The organism is Pantoea sp. PNT03, assembly GCF_014852515.1.
GTDB lineage: Bacteria > Pseudomonadota > Gammaproteobacteria > Enterobacterales > Enterobacteriaceae > Pantoea > Pantoea leporis.
The window spans coordinates 1274647-1293757 of sequence record NZ_JACVBT010000001.1 but is presented as its reverse complement, the minus strand read 5'-3'; the positions used below and the strand labels follow the sequence as shown (position 1 = coordinate 1293757).

General features: G+C 54.2%; 19 protein-coding genes. 10 read left to right on the top strand and 9 right to left on the bottom strand.

What is annotated here, in order from left to right; translation table 11 throughout:
* Positions 1–37: 37 nt before the first annotated feature.
* The gene (locus IB226_RS06050; protein ID WP_192234087.1) at positions 38–769 is read right to left on the bottom strand and encodes a trans-aconitate 2-methyltransferase; all 732 of its coding nucleotides are present in this window, start codon (positions 767–769) and stop codon (positions 38–40) included.
* Between the two features lie 255 nt (positions 770–1024).
* Here IB226_RS06050 and IB226_RS06045 point away from each other — a divergent pair, with 255 nt between their 5' ends.
* Entirely contained in the window at positions 1025–1672 is a 648-nt protein-coding gene (locus IB226_RS06045; RefSeq protein ID WP_192234085.1) for a metallophosphoesterase, read from the top strand.
* Positions 1673–1675: 3 nt separating this feature from the next.
* Here IB226_RS06045 and rsmF read toward each other — a convergent pair whose 3' ends face one another.
* From rsmF to yebS, 3 genes are all read right to left on the bottom strand, one after another.
* Entirely contained in the window at positions 1676–3100 is a 1425-nt protein-coding gene (gene rsmF / locus IB226_RS06040) for a 16S rRNA (cytosine(1407)-C(5))-methyltransferase RsmF (RefSeq protein ID WP_192234082.1), read from the bottom strand.
* Between the two features lie 78 nt (positions 3101–3178).
* Positions 3179–5812, bottom strand: coding sequence for a PqiB family protein (locus IB226_RS06035; protein ID WP_192234080.1), 2634 nt, complete (start codon positions 5810–5812; stop codon positions 3179–3181).
* Complete coding sequence (gene yebS, locus IB226_RS06030; RefSeq protein ID WP_137385925.1) at positions 5781–7025, bottom strand: membrane integrity lipid transport subunit YebS; 1245 nt, start codon at positions 7023–7025, stop codon at positions 5781–5783. Before yebS ends, IB226_RS06035 begins: the two co-directional genes overlap by 32 nt.
* Before the next feature lie 217 nt (positions 7026–7242).
* Here yebS and IB226_RS06025 point away from each other — a divergent pair, with 217 nt between their 5' ends.
* The 4 genes from IB226_RS06025 (at position 7243) to htpX (ending at position 11681) form a co-directional block, all read left to right on the top strand.
* Positions 7243–7743: a GAF domain-containing protein gene (locus tag IB226_RS06025; RefSeq protein WP_101764180.1), complete on the top strand. Its 501-nt coding sequence runs from the start codon at positions 7243–7245 to the stop codon at positions 7741–7743.
* Between the two features lie 96 nt (positions 7744–7839).
* Entirely contained in the window at positions 7840–8520 is a 681-nt protein-coding gene (gene proQ, locus IB226_RS06020; RefSeq protein WP_192234078.1) for an RNA chaperone ProQ, read from the top strand.
* 19 nt (positions 8521–8539) lie between these two features.
* A complete protein-coding gene (gene prc, locus IB226_RS06015; RefSeq protein ID WP_101764182.1) occupies positions 8540–10579 on the top strand; it encodes a carboxy terminal-processing peptidase in 2040 nt (679 codons plus the stop codon).
* Positions 10580–10799: 220 nt separating this feature from the next.
* Positions 10800–11681 (top strand): protease HtpX, encoded by an 882-nt coding sequence (gene htpX / locus IB226_RS06010; protein WP_101764183.1) that lies wholly within the window; start codon positions 10800–10802, stop codon positions 11679–11681.
* 47 nt (positions 11682–11728) lie between these two features.
* Here htpX and IB226_RS06005 read toward each other — a convergent pair whose 3' ends face one another.
* Positions 11729–13111 (bottom strand): MFS transporter, encoded by a 1383-nt coding sequence (locus IB226_RS06005; protein ID WP_192234076.1) that lies wholly within the window; start codon positions 13109–13111, stop codon positions 11729–11731.
* 192 nt (positions 13112–13303) lie between these two features.
* Between IB226_RS06005 and kdgR the strand changes: the two genes are divergently transcribed.
* Complete coding sequence (gene kdgR, locus IB226_RS06000) at positions 13304–14095, top strand: DNA-binding transcriptional regulator KdgR (RefSeq protein WP_192234074.1); 792 nt, start codon at positions 13304–13306, stop codon at positions 14093–14095.
* A gap of 36 nt (positions 14096–14131) precedes the next feature.
* Here the strand turns inward: kdgR and IB226_RS05995 are convergent, their stop codons facing one another.
* Entirely contained in the window at positions 14132–14368 is a 237-nt protein-coding gene (locus IB226_RS05995) for a YobH family protein (RefSeq protein WP_008110416.1), read from the bottom strand.
* 216 nt (positions 14369–14584) lie between these two features.
* Between IB226_RS05995 and IB226_RS05990 the strand changes: the two genes are divergently transcribed.
* The 4 genes from IB226_RS05990 to rlmA all read left to right on the top strand — a co-directional run bounded on the left by IB226_RS05990 (position 14585) and on the right by rlmA (position 16859).
* A complete protein-coding gene (locus IB226_RS05990) occupies positions 14585–14860 on the top strand; it encodes a YebO family protein (protein ID WP_192234072.1) in 276 nt (91 codons plus the stop codon).
* A gap of 683 nt (positions 14861–15543) precedes the next feature.
* The gene (locus IB226_RS05985) at positions 15544–15618 is read left to right on the top strand and encodes a DUF2627 domain-containing protein (RefSeq protein ID WP_110866451.1); all 75 of its coding nucleotides are present in this window, start codon (positions 15544–15546) and stop codon (positions 15616–15618) included.
* An 83-nt stretch (positions 15619–15701) separates the two neighbouring features.
* Positions 15702–15911 carry a transcription antiterminator/RNA stability regulator CspE gene (gene cspE / locus IB226_RS05980; protein ID WP_008110414.1) on the top strand — a complete coding sequence of 70 codons (210 nt, stop codon included), beginning with the start codon at positions 15702–15704 and terminating at the stop codon, positions 15909–15911.
* 141 nt (positions 15912–16052) lie between these two features.
* Positions 16053–16859, top strand: a complete 807-nt coding sequence (rlmA, locus tag IB226_RS05975; RefSeq protein ID WP_192234070.1) for a 23S rRNA (guanine(745)-N(1))-methyltransferase — start codon at positions 16053–16055, stop codon at positions 16857–16859.
* Here the strand turns inward: rlmA and IB226_RS05970 are convergent.
* The 3 genes from IB226_RS05970 to IB226_RS05960 form a co-directional block, all read right to left on the bottom strand.
* Complete coding sequence (locus IB226_RS05970; protein ID WP_110866290.1) at positions 16856–17314, bottom strand: DUF986 family protein; 459 nt, start codon at positions 17312–17314, stop codon at positions 16856–16858. The two genes, rlmA and IB226_RS05970, sit on opposite strands and share 4 nt — an antisense overlap.
* Before the next feature lie 92 nt (positions 17315–17406).
* Entirely contained in the window at positions 17407–18252 is an 846-nt protein-coding gene (locus IB226_RS05965; RefSeq protein WP_008110411.1) for a PTS mannose transporter subunit IID, read from the bottom strand.
* A 14-nt stretch (positions 18253–18266) separates the two neighbouring features.
* Positions 18267–19067: a PTS mannose/fructose/sorbose transporter subunit IIC gene (locus IB226_RS05960; RefSeq protein WP_192234068.1), complete on the bottom strand. Its 801-nt coding sequence runs from the start codon at positions 19065–19067 to the stop codon at positions 18267–18269.
* Positions 19068–19111 lie beyond the last annotated feature (44 nt).

Sequence of the window (19111 nt, the reverse complement as noted above, 5' to 3'; positions counted from 1 at the left end):
ATAACGGCGTGGCAGCATCCTGCCGCCACGAGAATATTCAGAGCGGTTTACGCGCGGCCAGCAAGAACATCATCGGGCGATCGCGTTCTTCCGCCAGCGCGGGATTGAGTGCAACCATCTCTTCGCTCGGGCCCCATTCATCAAGATGCACGATCTCAAATCCTGCGCCAATTAACGCATTGATCCAGGTTGCCAGCTTGCGATGTTGCTTCTTCACGCCATCGGCAAACCAGTTGCTGATGCGTTCCCCTTCCTGCTGGTAATGATTAACTGGCCAGCTGCGCTGCTGCTGTTCATCCACAATCCACTGCTGTTGAGTAGGTGCAGTGTAAATCGGATGCTCACAGGAAAACACCAGCGCGCCGCCCGGCGTTAGCGCCTCAAACACGGTTGCGAAGAGTGCGTCAATATTGCTGAGGTAGTGCAGCGCCAGCGAACTGTAGGCGAGATCATAGGATTCGTTCAGTTGCAGCGATTCTAAATCGGCGCGCTGATAGCGAATCCCGGTTCCCTGCGTCATGGTCGCGGCTTGCGCTAACATCTTCTCGGAAACGTCCAGACCCAGCACCTCACGCGCGCCTTGCTGCTGCGCGTAGCGGCAAAACCAGCCGTAACCGCAGCCGAGATCGAGAATACGTTTATCATGCAGTTCGGGTAGTAGCGCACGCAGTGCGGGCCATTCTGGCGCGCCGTCTAATCCCTTAACGGAACGTGGCAAGGTGGCGTAACCGGCAAAAAAAGTGGGGTTGTCGTAAATATTCTGGCTCATACAGGCTCCTTTATATGATGCGCAAAGGAGTTTAGGCGTTTAGCGCGGAATGTAAAGTCGCGTAATTATCCCACAAATAACAGATGTACCAGACGAGCGAGTGATTCCAGCAGCAGCAAGCTACCGATGAAAATAACGATTAATACACCAATGAATTGCTTCCGTCCGCTCATGCTGTTCCCTCCGCTGGCTAACGTTGCCGGACTATACTTTAAGCCGGGCTCACTAAACTTCCAGTCAACCGGGGAAGATTACATGCTTTACCAAAAGGTGAACGCGCAAATGTGGCGAAATATTTGGGTGGTTGGCGATCTGCACGGTTGCCGCGCCCAACTCGATGCGCAACTGCTCAAGCGGGATTTTGATAAGCAGCAGGATCTACTGCTGTCGGTGGGCGATTTAATCGATCGTGGCCCGGACAGCCCCGGCTGTTTAGCGCTGATGCAGGAGCCTTGGTTTCGCTGCGTGCGCGGCAATCATGAGCAGATGGCGCTCGCTGCGCTGGATGGGCGCGACCAAACCTTGTGGATGATGAACGGCGGCGAGTGGTTCTGGCAACTCAAAGGCGCAGCGTTGATCGCTGCGCGCCATGCGTTAAAGCGCTGTGCTGAGTTACCGTTGATTCTGCATCTGGATTTCGGCGATCGCGTGGTGGTGATTGCCCACGCCGATTATCCCGCCAGTCATTATGCGTTAGGGCAAGAGGTTGACTGGCTGCAAGTGGTGTGGAGTCGCGATCGACTGGGACGCCATCAACGCGGCAGTTCAGCCCGCATCGATGGCGCCAGTGATTTCTACTTCGGCCACACGCCGTTAGAACAACCGCTCAATGTGGCGAATCAGCATTATATCGATACCGGCGCGGTCTTCGGCAATCGCCTCACCCTGGTGCAGTTGCAGTAACGCTTAGCGGAACAGACGTCCGTCGCGCACCAGTTCACGCGGATAACTGTTTTTAATCCGATTACCCACTTTCTTCGCCAATCCCAGCGGCTGCTGCTGGTAGGTGACGATCACCTCATCCCGGCTGGGCAACGTGTCCGGATGAATATCCTGACCGCGATACCAGGTTTCCGCTTCTGCATCGGTGAGTTCGAAATCCAGCGCGCTGCCTGGCTGCGTCAACGCCACGACCGCTTCATGCTGCCAGCGATAGCCTTTCGGGAAGGTTTCGGCCAACTTGAGGCCGATGCGCGAGAAGCGCACTTTACCCAGCCAACTCTCTAGCGCCGCGGGGAACAGCCACAGCTCTTTATCGCGCTGCCACAGCGTGTGATTTTCATCCCACCGCAAGCCGACTTTGGCCGCAGCCTGTTGCACTTCGGCGCTCAGCTTGCGGCTGGCTGGTGAGAAGGGCAGTTTGCCGACTTTGTAGGTTGGCGTTGGCAGCGCGGGAATGCTGGCGGTTTTACGCAGACGCGCAACGAAGAAACCTTCACTATCGAAAATCTGCGGGAATACGTGCAGGAAACCTTCGGCGGTTAACGCCTGATCGGCTCCGTCGAATAAACCGTTCAGCGGCACGATTTCAACCGCGTCGGGATAACGCTGCTGCAACCAATGAATCACTTGCTGATTCTCGATTTGATTCAATGTGCAGGTAGAATAAATCAGCGTGCCGCCTGGCTGTAAGGCATGGAAAGCGCTGTCGAGCAGATCGCGTTGGGTTTCCGCAATCGCTTCAGTGCTGGCCAGCGTCCAGTTACGCAACGCATCAGCATCTTTGCGCACCACGCCTTCGCCAGAGCAGGGCGCATCGAGCAGAATGGCATCGAAACGCTCCGGCAGCGCGGCGCCAAATACACGGCCATCAAAATGGGTCAGCGCAACATTGCTGACGCCACAGCGGCTGATGTTAGCGTGCAGCACTTTAACGCGGCTGGCCGAGTATTCGTTCGCCAGAATGGCGCCTTCATTGCGCATCAGCGCGGCCATCTGGGTGGTTTTAGAACCGGGCGCAGCAGCCACATCCATCACCTGACGCGCATCGGGTGCGGCGTCAAACAGCGCGGTAACCGGCAGCATCGAGCTGGCTTCCTGAATGTAGAACAGTCCGCTCAGATGCTCCGCCACGCTACCCAGCGGCAGCGATTCGTCGTCACGCTCGATCCAAAACCCTTCGGCGCACCACGGAATGGGCGATAAGCGCCAGCCATAGTCGGCGGTGCGGGCGAGGAAATCATCCACGCTAATTTTTAAGGTGTTGACGCGTAAGCTGCGACGCAGCGGTTGCTGGCTAATGGCGAGAAAGCGCTGCAGTTCGGCGTCGTCAGCAAGGCTGGCGCGCATCAGCGCGAGGAAATCTTCGGGAAAGCGATCGGACACGGGCATCTACCGGGAAACGAAATGAGCGCGAAGTGTAACACGCGAAAAAGAATCGGGCAGCCAGGCTGCCCGATTTGCTTAAGGTTAATGAGGGTCCGGAATCGCCGTGCCCCAGTCGCGCCACGCTTTCGGCGCTTCATCCTGTAGCAGGAAGTGTTTGTTGGCGCCGGCCTGCGGTGCTAATGGCACCGTCGGCGGCGTGGCAAACTGTACGCCGCCGCGAATGAACTGCTGGAAGGTGCCGGTTTTCAACACGCCGCCGATCAGACCGAAATCGAAGTTATAGCCGGAAGCCAGCCAGAACACCGAGTTGTTGCGCACCAGATGCTGGTACTTTTTGCTGATACGCAGCGCGATCTGCACGCGATCCGCCATATTGCCCAGCGACGTTCCGGTGACGGTGCCCACTTCAACGCCCCGGAACAGCACTGGCGTGCCCACCGACAGCGATCCCGCGTCAGCGGCATCGACATATATCGTCAAGCCGTTCAGGTAGCGTGAATCGGTGATGGTGCTTTCCTGCAGTTCAAAGGTGCGCGCCGGCGAACCTTTGCCCGGATCGACGTTGAGATAAGGCTGCAGCAGCGTTTCGATATGGTTAACGCCCGCCGCAGAAATCTCCGGCGACACCACCGAGAAGCGGCTGCCGATGCGCGCGAAATCCTGCACGTATTCCGGATAAAGCACCGCTTTGGCGACAACCTGATTGTTATCAGAACTCAGCGCCAGTGATTCAACCTGACCAATATTGATGCCGAGATAGCGAATCGGCATGCCCGCCGCCAGTTTGCTGGCATCGAAGGTGTGCAGCGTAATCTGGCTGCCAACTGCACGCGCCGCGGTTTCTGACGAGTAGAGCACGCGTTTCACGCCTTTCGCCGCCTGCGCGCCGGTGAGATTATCGAAACTGATCGCGCCTTTGAGCGCGCGGTTGAGCGGGGACGCTTGCACGGTCAAACCGCTGCCGTTAAGTTGCACTTTGGCACCGCCTTCGGCCCAGAACACACTCTCGCTGGTCAGCAACTTACGATACTGCGGCTGGATATGAATCGAGATTTCAAACGCATCCGCGCGCGGCACTACATCCACCACTTCACCGACCTGGAATTTGCGGTACAGCAGCACTGAACCGGCCTGTACATCCGGCAAGCTTTTGGCGGTAAGTTTCAGCGTGGTTGGCGGCTGTTCACCCACGATGCCTTCTTCGGCACGTTCCGCATCCGCATATAAAGGATAACGACTGGAAGGATTGCCTTTCGCGCCAGGAATCAGGCGAATGCCGCCATCTACCCACTCGCGCGCGCTGGCGCCCAGCACTTTCATCCCGTCAAGTCCAAACTTCACATCAAGGCGGCTATTCACCACAAACTTGCTGTCAGCGTGCACCAGATTACGGTGCTCCGGATTGATGGCCGCCACAAAGCTGATGCCATTTTCATCCAGCGTGCGTGAAATCACCTGACCGATTTTCATGCCATACAACATCACCGGCTGGCCGGCATCGATACCGTAGGTTTCCGGCGCGCTGAGTTTTACTGTCAGCACGTCAGGTTTCTGCAGCAATGTTTCGCTGGCTGGCAACACGGTAAAGTGATCCTGCGGTTCGCCTTCTCCTGGCACCAGTTCAAAAGTATTACCGGTTAACAGGCTGCTGAGATTGGTGTCGGTCAGACTGATCTTCGGCGTGCGCATTTCAATGCGCGTCCCGCTGCGCATCAAACCGGTTACTGAAGGATCAACCGTCAGCTCGCCGGTGACTTTGCCGCCATCCAGCAGGTTGAGTTTGGTTAAGGTGCCGACTTCCAGTCCCTGATACATCAGTGGCGTGCTATCGGCTTTCAGGTTATCGCCGCTCGGCAGGTTCAGTTTCACTTGCACGCCGCGCTGACTGCGCGCCAAATCCGGATAGAGCTGGTAGTTGGCATCCACCTGAGCTTGCTCGCCGTCATTAGGTGAATCGAAGGCAATCGCGCCATTCACTAACGCGGCCAGGCTTTCCAGCTTCACTTTGGCACCGCTCAGGCTGACATCTGCATCAACGCCTGAAACATTCCAGAAGCGGCTCTGCTTTTTCACCAGATTGATAAAGCGGCGCTCAATCAGCACATCAATGGTGACGCCGTCGGTGCTGTTGTTGAGGCTGTAATCGTAAACGCGACCCACCGGAATTTTGCGGTAATAAACCAGCGAACCGGTGTTGAGCGAGCCGAGGTCGGGCGCGCGCAGGTGGATAAGCAGTTCGCCGGTATTAACGCGATACTTAGGTTGGGTATCGAGTGCGGTGAAGTGATCGCTCTCTTTACCTTTACCCGGCATCATGCCGATGTAGTTACCGCCGACCAGCGCATCAAGCCCGGAGACGCCCGCCAATGAGGCTTTCGGCGTCACCAGCCAGAACTGAGTGTCTTCACGCAGTGCATCGCGCATGTCGCTTTTGATGCTGGCTTTAATCTGGATGCTGCGATAGTCATCACTCAGCACAATGCCTTGCACCGTACCCACTTCCACGCCCTGATAACGAATCGGCGTACGGCCTGGCACAATCCCGTCGGCAGTCTGGAAGTTAATGGTGATCGTCGTACCGCGCTCCTGATAGTTGGTCCATAGCAGCCAGCCAGCAATCAGCAGGGCGATGATGGGCAATAACCAGAATGGCGAAATCTTGCGCTTATTGCGCAGATTGGCGCTAGTCGGTGTAGTCGGCGTTTCCTGTTGCATGTGCATCCCAGATCAGGCGGCTATCAAGCCACTCTACAGCCATAATGGTCAGGACAACGGCGGCACCAAAATAGAAGGCGGCCGGTCCCATGGTGAAAGCCAGCAGCTGATCACGATTGACCAGCGACATGGTTACAGCAATGACGAACAGATCCAGCATCGACCAGCGGCCCACCCAGGTGACGGCGCGCAGCAGGCGAATGCGGGTTTTTAAGCCCTGTTCGCATTTAAAGTGAATGCTGAGTAACAGAGTCAACATCACTAACACTTTGGTAAAGGGCACCAGAATGCTGGCGATAAATACCACCGCGGCCACCGGTATATTGCCCGATGCCAATCCCAGAATGCCGGAGAAGATGGTGTCTTCACGGCGTGCGCCATTAACATAGACCACCGAAATCGGCAGCAAATTGGCGGGGATCAGCAGCACAATCGAGGCGATGAGCGCCGCCCAGGATTTCTGCAAACTGTGGCGTCGGCGGTAGTCAAGCGGCGTGTGGCAACGCGTGCAGCGCCCACGCTCATCGGCTACACCGGTTTGATGGCAATTCAGGCACACTTGCCACTCTTCAGGCGGGGAGGTGGGCATCGCTTGCGGATAATAGTGTTCCCACAGTTGCTCGACGTTCAGGTGGATCAGCGTCAGCAGGCTCAGCACCGTCAGTGCAATATAGGCCACTAAACCGTAGCCCACTTCCAGTGAGGCGTAATCCTGCACTTTGATCGATGCCACCGCCACGCCGACCAGATAGATATCCAGCATCACCCACTCTTTGAGCTTGTCCATCATCAGCAGGACCGGGCGCAGGTTCATTCCGAGCGCGTTGCCCACCCACAGATAGAGAATGCCGATGACCAGCGTAACCGGCGCGCCAATGGTGCAAAACGCCACCATTGAAGCGGTGAGGATGTTGCCTTGCTGCGTCATTTGGATCACGCCCTCCAGCAGGCTGGCGTTAATGCGCATGCCAAGCAGACGAATATCAACCAACGGCAAGCTAAAGGCGAACGGCATCAACACGATCATGACCACCGCCATGGCGGTGAGTCGCGTCATCGACCAGTCACGACCGCTCTGAATTTGTGCATGGCAACGCGGGCAATAGGCTGTCTGATGCGATTTCACATCCGGTAAGGAAAAAAGGGTATCGCATTGCGGACAACGCTGATAACGTGCGTGGGGCAACGTCTGGCTGATAGCGTGAATTTTCATAGGTGACGCAAGTGCCCATCGTTCGTTACGGTTACCGGCATGCTGAGTAGCGCAAAGTTGCCTGCAATATTCGGTGGTACCAGAATACGCTTATCCACCGACTGCTAAGGGTATAGTAACTAACAGAATGATTCACCTTCTGCGCCTGGATTATTAGTGCTTATTTTAACAACTGAGTGACAACAAGGTCACCCCAGTGACGAGTTATGGTTGAACAATGAACAAAAAAGCTTTTTACGAGGATTTGAATCGCGATGTCCGCGCCCTGTTGGCGGGTGAAACCTCGTTCCTGGCCGCGCTCGGCAATTGCAGTGCACTGCTTTTCGAACGCCTGGAAGGCGTGAACTGGGCTGGATTCTATTTACTGACGGAACCGAACACGCTGGTGCTGGGCCCGTTCCAGGGCAAAATCGCCTGCGTACGTATTCCGGTTGGCAAAGGCGTGTGTGGAACCGCGGTAGCCGAGGACAAAGTGCAATTGGTGGAAGACGTGCACGCGTTCCCTGGCCATATCGCGTGTGACGCCGCCAGTAATGCTGAAATCGTGATTCCTCTGAAAGTAAATGGCACCCTCGTGGGTGTTTTAGACATTGATAGTACGGTTTATTCTCGCTTCGATAGCGAGGACGAAGCGGGGCTGATGGCCCTTACCGACGGGCTTTGTGAAGTGCTGGCGGGCAGCGACATCGTAAAATTTATTCAGCTGACGCACAGCTAATCGACTGGATCACATAGCATTTGGCGATGTTGTCATTATAATGTCGCCTGTTCATGCCTGCTCTGGTCGGCAAATCCGTTGTAATCAGGAAATTTCATGGAAAATCAACCTAAGTTGAATAGCAGTAAAGAAGTCATCGCCTTTTTGGCGGAACGTTTTCCGCAATGCTTTAGCGCCGAAGGCGAGGCGCGTCCGCTCAAAATCGGCATTTTTCAAGATCTGGTCGAGCGTGTTCAAGGCGAACTGAGCCTGAGCAAGACGCAACTGCGTTCTGCCTTACGTCTTTATACCTCTAGCTGGCGTTATCTTTATGGCATCAAAGCGGGTGCCATTCGTGTCGATCTCGATGGCAACGCCTGTGGCGTGCTGGATGAGCAACACGTAGAACATGCGCGCAAGCAACTGGAAGAAGCGAAAGCCCGCGTTCAGGCGCAGCGCGATCAGCAGAAAGCGAAGAAGCGTGAAGCCGGTGAAGAGACCGCTGAACGTCGTCCGCGCAAGTCTGCTCCGCGTAAAGCTGCCGAAGGTGATGCCGCGCGTAAGCCACGTCCTCAGGCGCCGCGTGCGGCCGCGACTGAGCGTGCAGCCGCACCGCAGCCACCGCGGGCCAAACCTGTCACTGATACCTCAACGTTGCAGCCCGGCCAGAGCATCAAAGTGACTGCAGGCAAAGGTGCAATGGACGCTACCATTCTTGAAATTACTAAAGATGGCGTTCGGGTTCAGCTCGCTTCCGGCATGGCTATGATTGTGCGCGCAGAACATTTGCAGTTCTGAAACGGAGGCTGACCCTGGCATGAACAACATTTTAAAGATCGGTATGATCGCGGGCCTGCTTTTAGCAGGCCCCACCTTTGGTGCAGATAATATTACCCGCGCCGACCAGATTCCCCAGCTACACGAAGAGCCACAGCATCCCACCGTCAGCGAACGCGTTACCTCGCGTTTCACCCGCTCTCACTATCGTCAGTTCGATTTGAATCAGGACTTCTCCGCAAAAATTTTTGATCGCTACCTGAATCTGCTCGACTACAGCCACAACGTGCTGCTGGCATCGGATATCGCGCAGTTCGCCGATAAGAAAACCACCGTGGGTGATGAGTTCCGCAGCGGTAAGCTGGATGTGTTTTACGATCTCTACAATCTGGCGCAGAAACGCCGCTTTGAGCGCTATCAATATGCGCTGAGCGTGCTGAATCGCCCAATGAATTTCACCGGCAATGACACCATTGACATTGACCGGGCAAAATCGCCATGGCCAAAGAGCGTCGATGAGCTCAACGCGCTGTGGGATGCCAAAGTTAAATATGACGAACTGAGCCTGAAACTGGCCGGTAAAGATGAGAAAGAGATTCGCGAAACGCTGACCAAGCGTTACAACTTTGCCATCCGTCGTCTGGCGCAAAGCAACAGTGAAGATGTGTTCCAGCTGGCGATGACTGCGTTCGCGCATGAAATCGACCCGCACACTAACTATCTTTCGCCGCGCAACACCGAGCAATTCAACACTGAAATGAGCCTGTCGCTGGAAGGTATCGGCGCAGTGCTGCAGATGGATGACGATTACACGGTGATCAACTCGATGGTCGCAGGCGGTCCGGCGGCGAAGAGTAAAGCGATCAGCGTGGGCGACCGCATTGTCGGTGTCGCTCAGCCGGGCAAACCGATGGAAGATGTGATTGGCTGGCGTCTGGATGATGTGGTTTCTAAAATCAAAGGACCGAAAGGCAGCAAAGTACGCCTCGAAATCCTGCCAGCGGGCAAGGGCACTAAAACCCGCACCGTCACGCTGACGCGTGAAAAAATCCGTCTGGAAGATCGCGCTGTGAAAGGCACCGTGCATAACGTCGGCAAACAGAAAGTTGGCGTGCTCGACATTCCTGGCTTCTACGTTGGTTTGACTGACGATGTGAAGGTGCAGCTGCAGAAGCTGCAGAAGCAAAACGTCGACAGCGTGGTGATCGATCTGCGTACCAACGGCGGTGGCGCTTTGACCGAAGCCGTTTCACTTTCGGGCCTGTTTATTCCAAGCGGTCCGGTGGTGCAGGTGCGTGATAACAATGGCCGCGTGCGTGAAGACAGCGATAACGACGGCATCGTCTATTACAAAGGTCCGCTGGTGGTGCTGGTTGATCGCTTCAGTGCTTCGGCTTCTGAGATCTTCGCTGCGGCGATGCAGGATTACGGCCGTGCGCTGATTGTCGGTGAGCCGACCTTTGGTAAAGGCACCGTGCAGCAGTATCGTTCGCTGAACCGTATCTACGATCAGATGCTGCGTCCAGAGTGGCCAGCGCTGGGTTCTGTACAGTACACCATTCAGAAGTTCTACCGCATTAACGGTGGCAGCACGCAGCGTAAAGGCGTAACGCCAGATCTGCTGATGCCAACCGGCGTTGAAGCGGCAGAAACTGGCGAGAAGTTCGAGGACAACGCGCTGCCTTGGGACAGTGTGAATGCGGCAAGCTACACCAAAACCGGCGATATCGCGCCGCTGGTACCGCAGCTGACCAAAGAGCACGCCGATCGCATCGCTAAAGATCGCGAGTTCCAGTACATCATGAAAGATATTGCGCGTTTCGATGCGATGAAAGACAAGCGTAATATCGTGTCGCTCAATCTTGCCCAACGTGAGAAAGAGAACCGTGAAGATGATGCACTGCGTCTGGAGCGCATTAACGCGCGCTATCAGGCGGAAGGTAAAGCGCCGCTGAAGAGCATCGAAGATCTGCCGAAAGACTATAAAGAGCCGGATCCGTATCTGGATGAAACAGTGAAAATCGCTAACGATATGGCGCAGCTGGAGAAATCTCAGCCTGCTGCCGCAACCGCGAAGTAACCGTCTGGTTTGTGAAATAGCACCGCTTCGGCGGTGCTTTTTTTTACGCTAAAATCGTCGTTAAGCCTTACTAACGCAGCGAACTTCGCACTTCACTGCCTAATGTAAAGTTATGTCTTTTTAGGCACTTAAAGATTAAGGTTGCTTGAAATGCGCGGCGATGACCATAGGATAGATATCCGCGCATATGCGCGTGCACAACTGAGGAAGATTAACGTTTATGATGCGTATTGCTCTTTTCCTGCTCACCAACCTGGCGGTGATGTTGGTATTCGGACTGATTTTGAGTCTGACAGGAATCCAGTCAAGCAGTGTTATGGGTCTGATGATTATGGCAGGTCTGTTTGGCTTCGGCGGTGCGTTTGTTTCACTGCTGATGTCTAAATGGATGGCGCTACGTTCCGTTGGCGGTGAAGTCATTGAACAACCGCGTAATGAGACGGAACGCTGGCTGATGGATACCGTCGGCCGCCAGGCACAACAGGCTGGCATTGCGATGCCGCAGGTGGCGATTTATCACGCGCCCGACATTAACGCCTTTGCGACAGGCGCACGCCGTGACGCGTCGCTGGTCGCTGTTTCCACCGGCCTGTTGCAAAACATGAGCCGTGATGAAGCTGAAGCGGTGCTGGCGCACGAAATCGCCCATATCGCCAATGGTGACATGATCACCATGACGCTGATTCAGGGTGTGGTGAACACCTTTGTCATCTTCATCTCGCGCATTTTGGCACAGATCGCTTCCGGCTTCCTGTCGGGTAACCGCGACGGTGAAGAGAGCAGCAACGGAAATCCGATGGTGTATTTCGCGGTCTCGATGGTGTTAGAACTGCTGTTCGGCTTCCTCGCCAGCATCATCACCATGTGGTTCTCACGTCACCGTGAATTCCACGCCGATGCGGGTTCTGCCAAACTGGTTGGTCGCGAGAAGATGATTGCCGCACTGCAGCGTCTGAAAACCAGCTACGAGCCGCAGGAGCCAAGCAGCATGATGGCGTTTTGCATCAATGGTAAAAACAAATCGTTGAGCGAGCTGTTCATGTCGCATCCGCCGCTCGATAAACGTATCGAAGCGCTGCGTAGCGGTGAATACCTGAAGTAGTCGGTAATAGACAGAAAAAAGGGCGCCAGATGGCGCCCTTGCTGTTACTAGGATTCGGCAGCCTGCCGTGACTGCGTCATGCGCGCCAGGCTCACTACGGCAGCGACGCTGGCAAAGCTACCCGCTAGCAGCAGTGAGGCGTGTGTACCGCTGTCGTTGAACAGATTAAACATTAGCGCCACTAGCGCCGCGCCGCTGCTTTGTCCCACCAGACGCGCGGTACCCAGCATTCCGCTGGCACCACCGCTGCGGTTACGCGGTGCTGCGGTGATGATGGTGTGATTGTTAGGCGACTGGAACAGGCCGAAACCGGCACCGCACAGCATCATGCGCCAGATGATATCCACGTCAGTTGGCTGCGTCGGTAAAAGCGCCAGCAGGAATAGCCCGGCAGCGAACATCGCTAATCCCAATCCGCCTAATAATCCGGCATGGAACTTCTCGATCAGGCGACCTGCAATGGGTGCCATCACCATGGTTGCCAGCGGCCACGGCGTGAGCAGCAAGCCGGTTGCCACTTCATCCCGGCCCAGCACGTTTTGCAGGAAGAACGGCAACGCCACCATCGCCAGCATCTGCGCGCAGAACGAGCAAATTGAGGTGCCTATCGACAGCGAAAAGATCGGAATGCGCAGCAAGTCCACCGGCAGCAATGGCACCGGCATCGCTAACTGGCGACGAACGAAAACAATGCCCACCAACACCAATGCCACCAATTCGGCCACAATCAGCCAGCCGTTTTGTCCCTGCGAGAAACCGCTCAGTGCAGATATGAGCAGGCCAAAGAACAGCGCATTCATCACCGCGCTTGGCACGTCGAATTTCTGTTGTTTGGCTTTCTGGGTGTTATCCGGCAGGAAACGCAACGCCAGCCACAGCGCAACAATGCCGAGCGGAATGTTGATCAGGAACAGCCATTTCCAGCTGGCAACAGACAGGATCGCCGCCGCTACGGTTGGACCGGCCGCGCTGGAGACCGCAACAATCAGCGAATTGATCGCCATACCGCGCCCGAGGAAGCGCTGCGGATAGATGATGCGGATCAGCGCCGTGTTAACGCTCATCAACGCGGCACCACCAAAGCCTTGCAGCACACGCGCCACGGTCAGCGTATTCAACGATGAGGAGAGGGCGCAAAACAGGGAGGTAGCGATAAACAGCGCGAGTCCAACCTGATAGACGCGGCGGTAGCCGAACATATCGCCGAGAAACGACAGCGACAGCAGCGAAATAACGATGGCGATTTGGTAGGCGTTAACAATCCAGATCGATTCGGCTGGGCTGGCATTCAATTCACGCGCAATGGTTGGCAAGGCCACGTTGGCGATAGCTCCATCCAGCACCGCCATCATAATACCGAGTGCAATGGTGATGATCGCGCCATAGCGCTGTGGAAGCGGTAATCCATCCTGGGCAACAGTAGAAGGCATAAGTAAAGTAAGTAAAGAGAGTGAATATCATCATGCTAATCAATTCGCTGCCGAAAAGCACCGCATTCATTGACATAAAATTACGTGTGGATGTGTCACTTAGCGTCAGTCGTTGCCGCCATCAGGCTGAAACGCATATACTGGCGCTTCTGTTCCGTTTTTTTTGAAACACTGTCAAAAAGGATACGCGCCATGGCGAGCAGTGATAATGATAAACAGCCAGACTCGGTTTCATCAGTGATGAAAGTGTTTGGCATTCTGCAGGCGCTGGGCGAAGAGCGCGATCACGGCATCACCGAATTGTCCCAACGCGTGATGATGTCAAAAAGTACCGTTTATCGCTTTTTACAGACCATGAAATCGCTTGGCTATGTGGCGCAGGAAGGAGAAAGTGAGAAATACTCGCTGACGCTCAAGCTGTTCGAACTCGGCGCCAAAGCGTTGCAGAACGTCGATCTGATTCGTAGCGCCGATATTGAGATGCGTGAGCTGTCGCGTCTGACTAAAGAAACCATTCACCTCGGCGCGCTGGAAGAAGACAGCATCGTCTACATCCATAAAATCGATTCTCTTTATAACCTGCGTATGTATTCGCGCATCGGCCGCCGCAATCCATTGCACACCACCGCGATTGGTAAAGTGCTGCTGGCATGGCGCGATCGCGCTGAAGTGCAGGAGATCCTCAGCGAAGTGGAATTCCGCCGCAGTACCGCGAAAACCATTGTCACTGCAGAAACGTTGCTAGCGGTGTTGGATCAGGTAAAAGTACAGGGATTTGGCGAAGATAATGAAGAGCAGGAAGAGGGCTTACGTTGCATCGCGGTGCCGGTATTTGACCGTTTTGGCGTGGTGATTGCGGGGCTAAGCATCTCGTTCCCCACCATTCGTTTTTCCGAAGAAGCCAAAAATGAATATGTGGCGATGCTGCATCGTGCGGCGCGCAATCTGTCTGAACAAATGGGCTACCACAACTATCCTTTCTGAAATGAAAAACGGGCTGTTGCCAGCCCGTTTCAACGCTTAATTGTCGACCACTTCGCCACTTTTCTTCAGCAGTGGACAATCCGTTACGCCAACGATACCGCTGTCTGTGTGCAGATACTGTGCCGTAATCATACCGCGTGCGGTCAGATAGCTGCATTGCAGCCCAAGTCCCGCCGCATTCTTATTGCTGCCGGTGAGTACGCCATAGCCGGTCAGCAGCATCGCTAACCAAATTAATGCCACCAGCATAATCGTCCGAATAAGTAGTTTCATCTTATCTCCTTGTGATACACAACGCAGCGCATCCAACGTTGCTGCGAATCTACTGTAGCAGCATGCCGCGCTTTAGCCATCTAATCGATCAGAGATAACTGAAAGAGAGGGCAGGCGGGATAATCTGCTTTCCGTCGCTACCCATTATCTTTTGCGTCGGCAGCGAGTAGAATCAGCGGCGGAGTAGATGTTTGATTTTTGACTATAGAGGCAGTTATGAACGAATTAGCCGCAAACACCAGCCCGCTGTTTAACTATGGCGTTCTGGCCATCATCATTCTTGTGGCCTTTATTGTCTGGTTCTTTGTCAACCGGGCTAGCGTGCGCGCCAGTGAGCACATCCGTTTGCTGGAAGCCGTTATCGAAGAGCAAAAGAAACAGAATGCGCTCCTGCGCCGTCTGGTTGACGCACAGCCATCCACAGCAAAACCACCAGCGGATGGAGACGCGGATGAAAAACGCGATTTTATTCGGATGATCCCGGAACGCTAAGCCGTTAAAAGGGGGAAAATAATCGCCATTATGGCAACCGCTGCGCACTGAAATGGTGCGTAGCGGGATAATGGCTCTTAGTAATTTCCCTTTTAAGCCAGGTGTGAATAGCAACCATACCTCCCAGAAAGAATTTCAACTAAGATTTATCCTAAGGAGTTTTTGTTAAATCAAGCTCTTCAATGTTCTTTTTAACATTTAATTGTTGGGTAGATAGTTAAAATTGAGATAAATGCCACCTAATGTTAATGCGTTTATATGGGGCGCATATTATTGGTTTCTCCTGATTTTGGTGCAAAGCAATTAATAACTTATACCTGGGATAACTATTTGTACAAGATTTGAACGGCGCGTAGTTGTTGTGTAGCGAGCGAAGTTTTCAGTGGAATATTTTATTGATGCCATATTAGTGCAATATTTTTGTCGTACTGTTAACCCCTAAAATTGTACCAATATAGACATTGCCGCTGCGCTTGACTAAGCGGCAATCAAGCGCTAACTATACTGACTGATAACCTTTTTTTGCGCACCTTCCGCGCTGGGTGTCAATATGTTGATTGATGAAGTGCCGCGCCTATTAACTAATTATGTGCGTCACGTCGATCACCGTTTAAAAATGGCTTGCCATTAATTTACGGATATGTGATAACAAATCGTAGGTCAAACGAGGTACAGTTCTGTTTATGTATGGCATCTTCAGTAAAGAAGTTACGAGTAAAGACGTTGACGTTGAATACCGCTTCCTTGCCGAACCTTAAATTAGTGCCTCATTCAGTAATGTCTCTGGTTTATCTGTAAGTCTGCCTGCGGGCAATATAATCATTGAAAGGAAATTTGCGAAATGGCAAAGATTAAAGGTCAGGTTAAGTGGTTCAACGAGTCTAAAGGTTTTGGTTTTATTACTCCTGCTGATGGTAGCAAAGATGTGTTCGTACACTTCTCTGCAATCCAGGGCAATGGTTTTAAAACTCTGGCTGAAGGCCAAAGCGTTGAGTTCGAAATCCAGGATGGCCAGAAAGGTCCTGCTGCGGTCAACGTTACCCCAATCTGATTTCGCCCTCAGGCTCGGTGCCATGCACCACTGAAACGAATCCTAAAGCCCCGTTCACTGAACGGGGCTTTTTCTTTTATTCTTTCTGTAGCCAGATGATCAGGGTAAACTGCGCCGCGAATTGCTAACCCGGAGTTGTCTATGTCTTTGATTTGCCCACTTTGTCATCAGCCTTTATTGCAGCAGGCGAATAGCTTCCGCTGTGATGCAGGTCATCAGTTTGATCAGGCGAAAGAAGGGTACGTCAATTTACTGCCGGTGCAGCACAAAGGTTCGCGCGAACCGGGCGATAGCGCCGAGATGCTGCAGGCACGACGCGCCTTCCTCGATGCCGGGCACTATCAGCCGTTGCGCGCGGGTGTCGCCGGGATCCTCGCGCAGCATCTGGGTGAGCAAGGTGCGCAGCTTTTAGACCTCGGATGCGGAGAAGGTTATTACACTGCGGCGATGGCCGATGCGTTACCGCAGGCGCAACTCTTTGGTCTGGATGTGGCGAAAGCAGCGATTCGCATGGCCGCTAAACGCTATCGTGCGGTGAAATTCTGCGTGGCGTCCAGCCAGCGTTTGCCTTTTGCCGATGCTTCTCTGGATGGCGTGGTGCGCATCTATGCGCCCTGTAATGAAGATGAGCTGAGCCGCGCGATCAAAGCGGGGGGTTACCTGCTAACGGTGACGCCGGGACCGCATCACTTGCAGCAGTTCAAGGCACTGATTTATCGCGAAGTGCAGCTGCACGCGGCGGAAGAGAAAGTGTATGCTGGCTTCAGGCAGGTCGATCAACAAAATCTGCATTACAGCATGACGTTGAGCGGAAGTGAGGCGGTGAGCTTATTGCAGATGACGCCATTTGCCTGGCGTGCACGCGAAGAAGTGTGGCAGAACCTGGCGGCATCCAGCGAGTTTAACTGTGACGCCGACTTTATGCTGACGTTATGGCAGCGCGATTAACGCGCTTCCACCAGCGTATTGTAGATCCGTTCCAGGTCATCAAGCTGTTTGACAGCAATCAGCAGGCGGCGCTGCTCCAGTTGCATCACCAGAATGCCATCCTCTGACAGATTCATACTCTGAATGCGACCGTAGTCGATCCACACGCTGCCAAAAAACAGTCCATTTTCTTTCATCAACAGCTTCGGGCTGCGAACCCAGAATAACCAAATCGCCATAAAGCACAGCACCATCAGCAAATTGGTGGTGAGTTGTGTGCCATGTTTATCAATGTTGTTCCACAGCAGAATCAGCAGCAGCACCACGAAAATGGCGCTATCGATTTTATGGCGACGGCGCAGTGCGACGCGCAGTTTTGTCGGGCCATTGCGGCGCGGCAGGATCGCTTCATCATAGATGGCGAACAGAATGAAGCCTGCAATCAGCAGCGCGATCAGGGCGTCAGTCAGTGACATTAGGTGTTCTTCCTCAAGCGAAATTATCTCAACGTGGGCGCTCAGATAATGCCGCTCAATATTAGCCGGGAGCAGGGCTCCCGGCGGGATGATTACAGACCGAGCAGGCCGATCCAGTAACCGAAGATACCGAGGGCGAAAAAGCCGACGATAATCCACAACGCATTCACCTTACGACGCAGCAGCCACATACAGCCAAAGGTTAGCAGCAGTGGAATCAGGCCTGGCATCAGCTGATCAAGGATAGATTGCACCGTGGTAACCGTGGTTTTACCGGTCTGGTCGGTGATGCGTGACACCACCAGCGGCACATTCACATGCGTCCACTTGTTAACCAAGGCCCCCATGACAAAGAGGCCGAGAATCGACGCGCCCTCCGTCAGTTTCTGCAGGAAACCGCCGCCCATATCGCTGACGATATCCACGCCTTTACGGTAGCCGTACGCCACACCGTAATAACGCGTCAACAGACGCACGGCGTTAAACAGGATGAAGAACAGCAATGGACCCAGCAGGCTACCGCTCATCGCGATACCGGCACCCAGCGCAGCAAACACCGGACGCACGGTACCCCAGAAGATCGGGTCGCCCACACCAGCCAGGGGCCCCATCAGACCCACTTTGATGCCGTTAATCGCTGCATCATCAATGGGCGCACCGTTGGCACGCTGCTCTTCCATCGCCATGGTAACGCCCAGCACCGGCGCAGCTACATAAGGATGGGTGTTGAAGAACTCGAGGTGACGTTTAATCGCCTGTTTACGTTCGTCGTTGTTTTCTGGATAGAGGCGACGAATCACCGGCACCATTGAGTAGCAAAAACCCAGCGCCTGCATACGTTCAAAGTTCCACGAACCCTGAAACAGGTTAGAGCGCAGGAACACACCGCGGACATCGCCGGGGGTGAGTTTCTTTGGAGTGTTAGTTGTATCAACCATGATTTCACCTGTTCCTAGTCGAGTTCGTTATCGAGGTCATTGTTTGCAGGACCGCTGGTTGCAGCACCTGCAACGCGGTTATATTTCGGTGCCAGCTGGATATACAGCACCGCCATCACCACGCCAATCACGCCAAGCGCAACCAGGTTAAAGTTGGTGAAGGCTGCAGTAACGAAGCCAAGGTAGAAGAACGGCATCAGGTAGCCCGCGCGCATCATGTTGATGACCATCGCGTAACCCACCACCACGATCATGCCGCCGGCGATGTTCAGGCCGTTGGTGACCACGTCTGGAATTGAGTTCAGCAGTTCCTGAACCACGTGAGTACCGACAGAAATCGCCACGATCAGTGCTGGGATGGCAATACGCATCGCCTGCAGTACCAGCGCGGATACGTGGATCCAGCTGATCGCCGTCAGGTTACCCTTCTCGGCTGCCTTATCGGCGGCGTGCTGGAAGGCCACGGTGATGGTACGCACGATGATGGTCAGAACCTGACCGGCCGCAGCCAGCGGAATCGCCAGCGCGATACCGGCGCCCACGCTTTGACCACCGGCAATAACCAGAATGGTTGAGATAATCGAAGCCAGCGCCGCATCCGGTGCAACGGCCGCGCCGATGTTCATCCAGCCCAGTGCAATCATCTCCAGCGTACCGCCGATGATGACACCGGTTTTCATATCACCGAGGACCGCACCAATTAAGGTACAAGCCACCAGCGGACGGTGGAACTGGAACTCATCAAGAATCGATCCCATCCCGGCAATACAGGCCACAATAAATATCAAAATGATTTGTAGCGTGGTTATCTCCATTGCATTTCTCCTCTGCAAGGTCTCTAAAATTCGCCCACGTATGC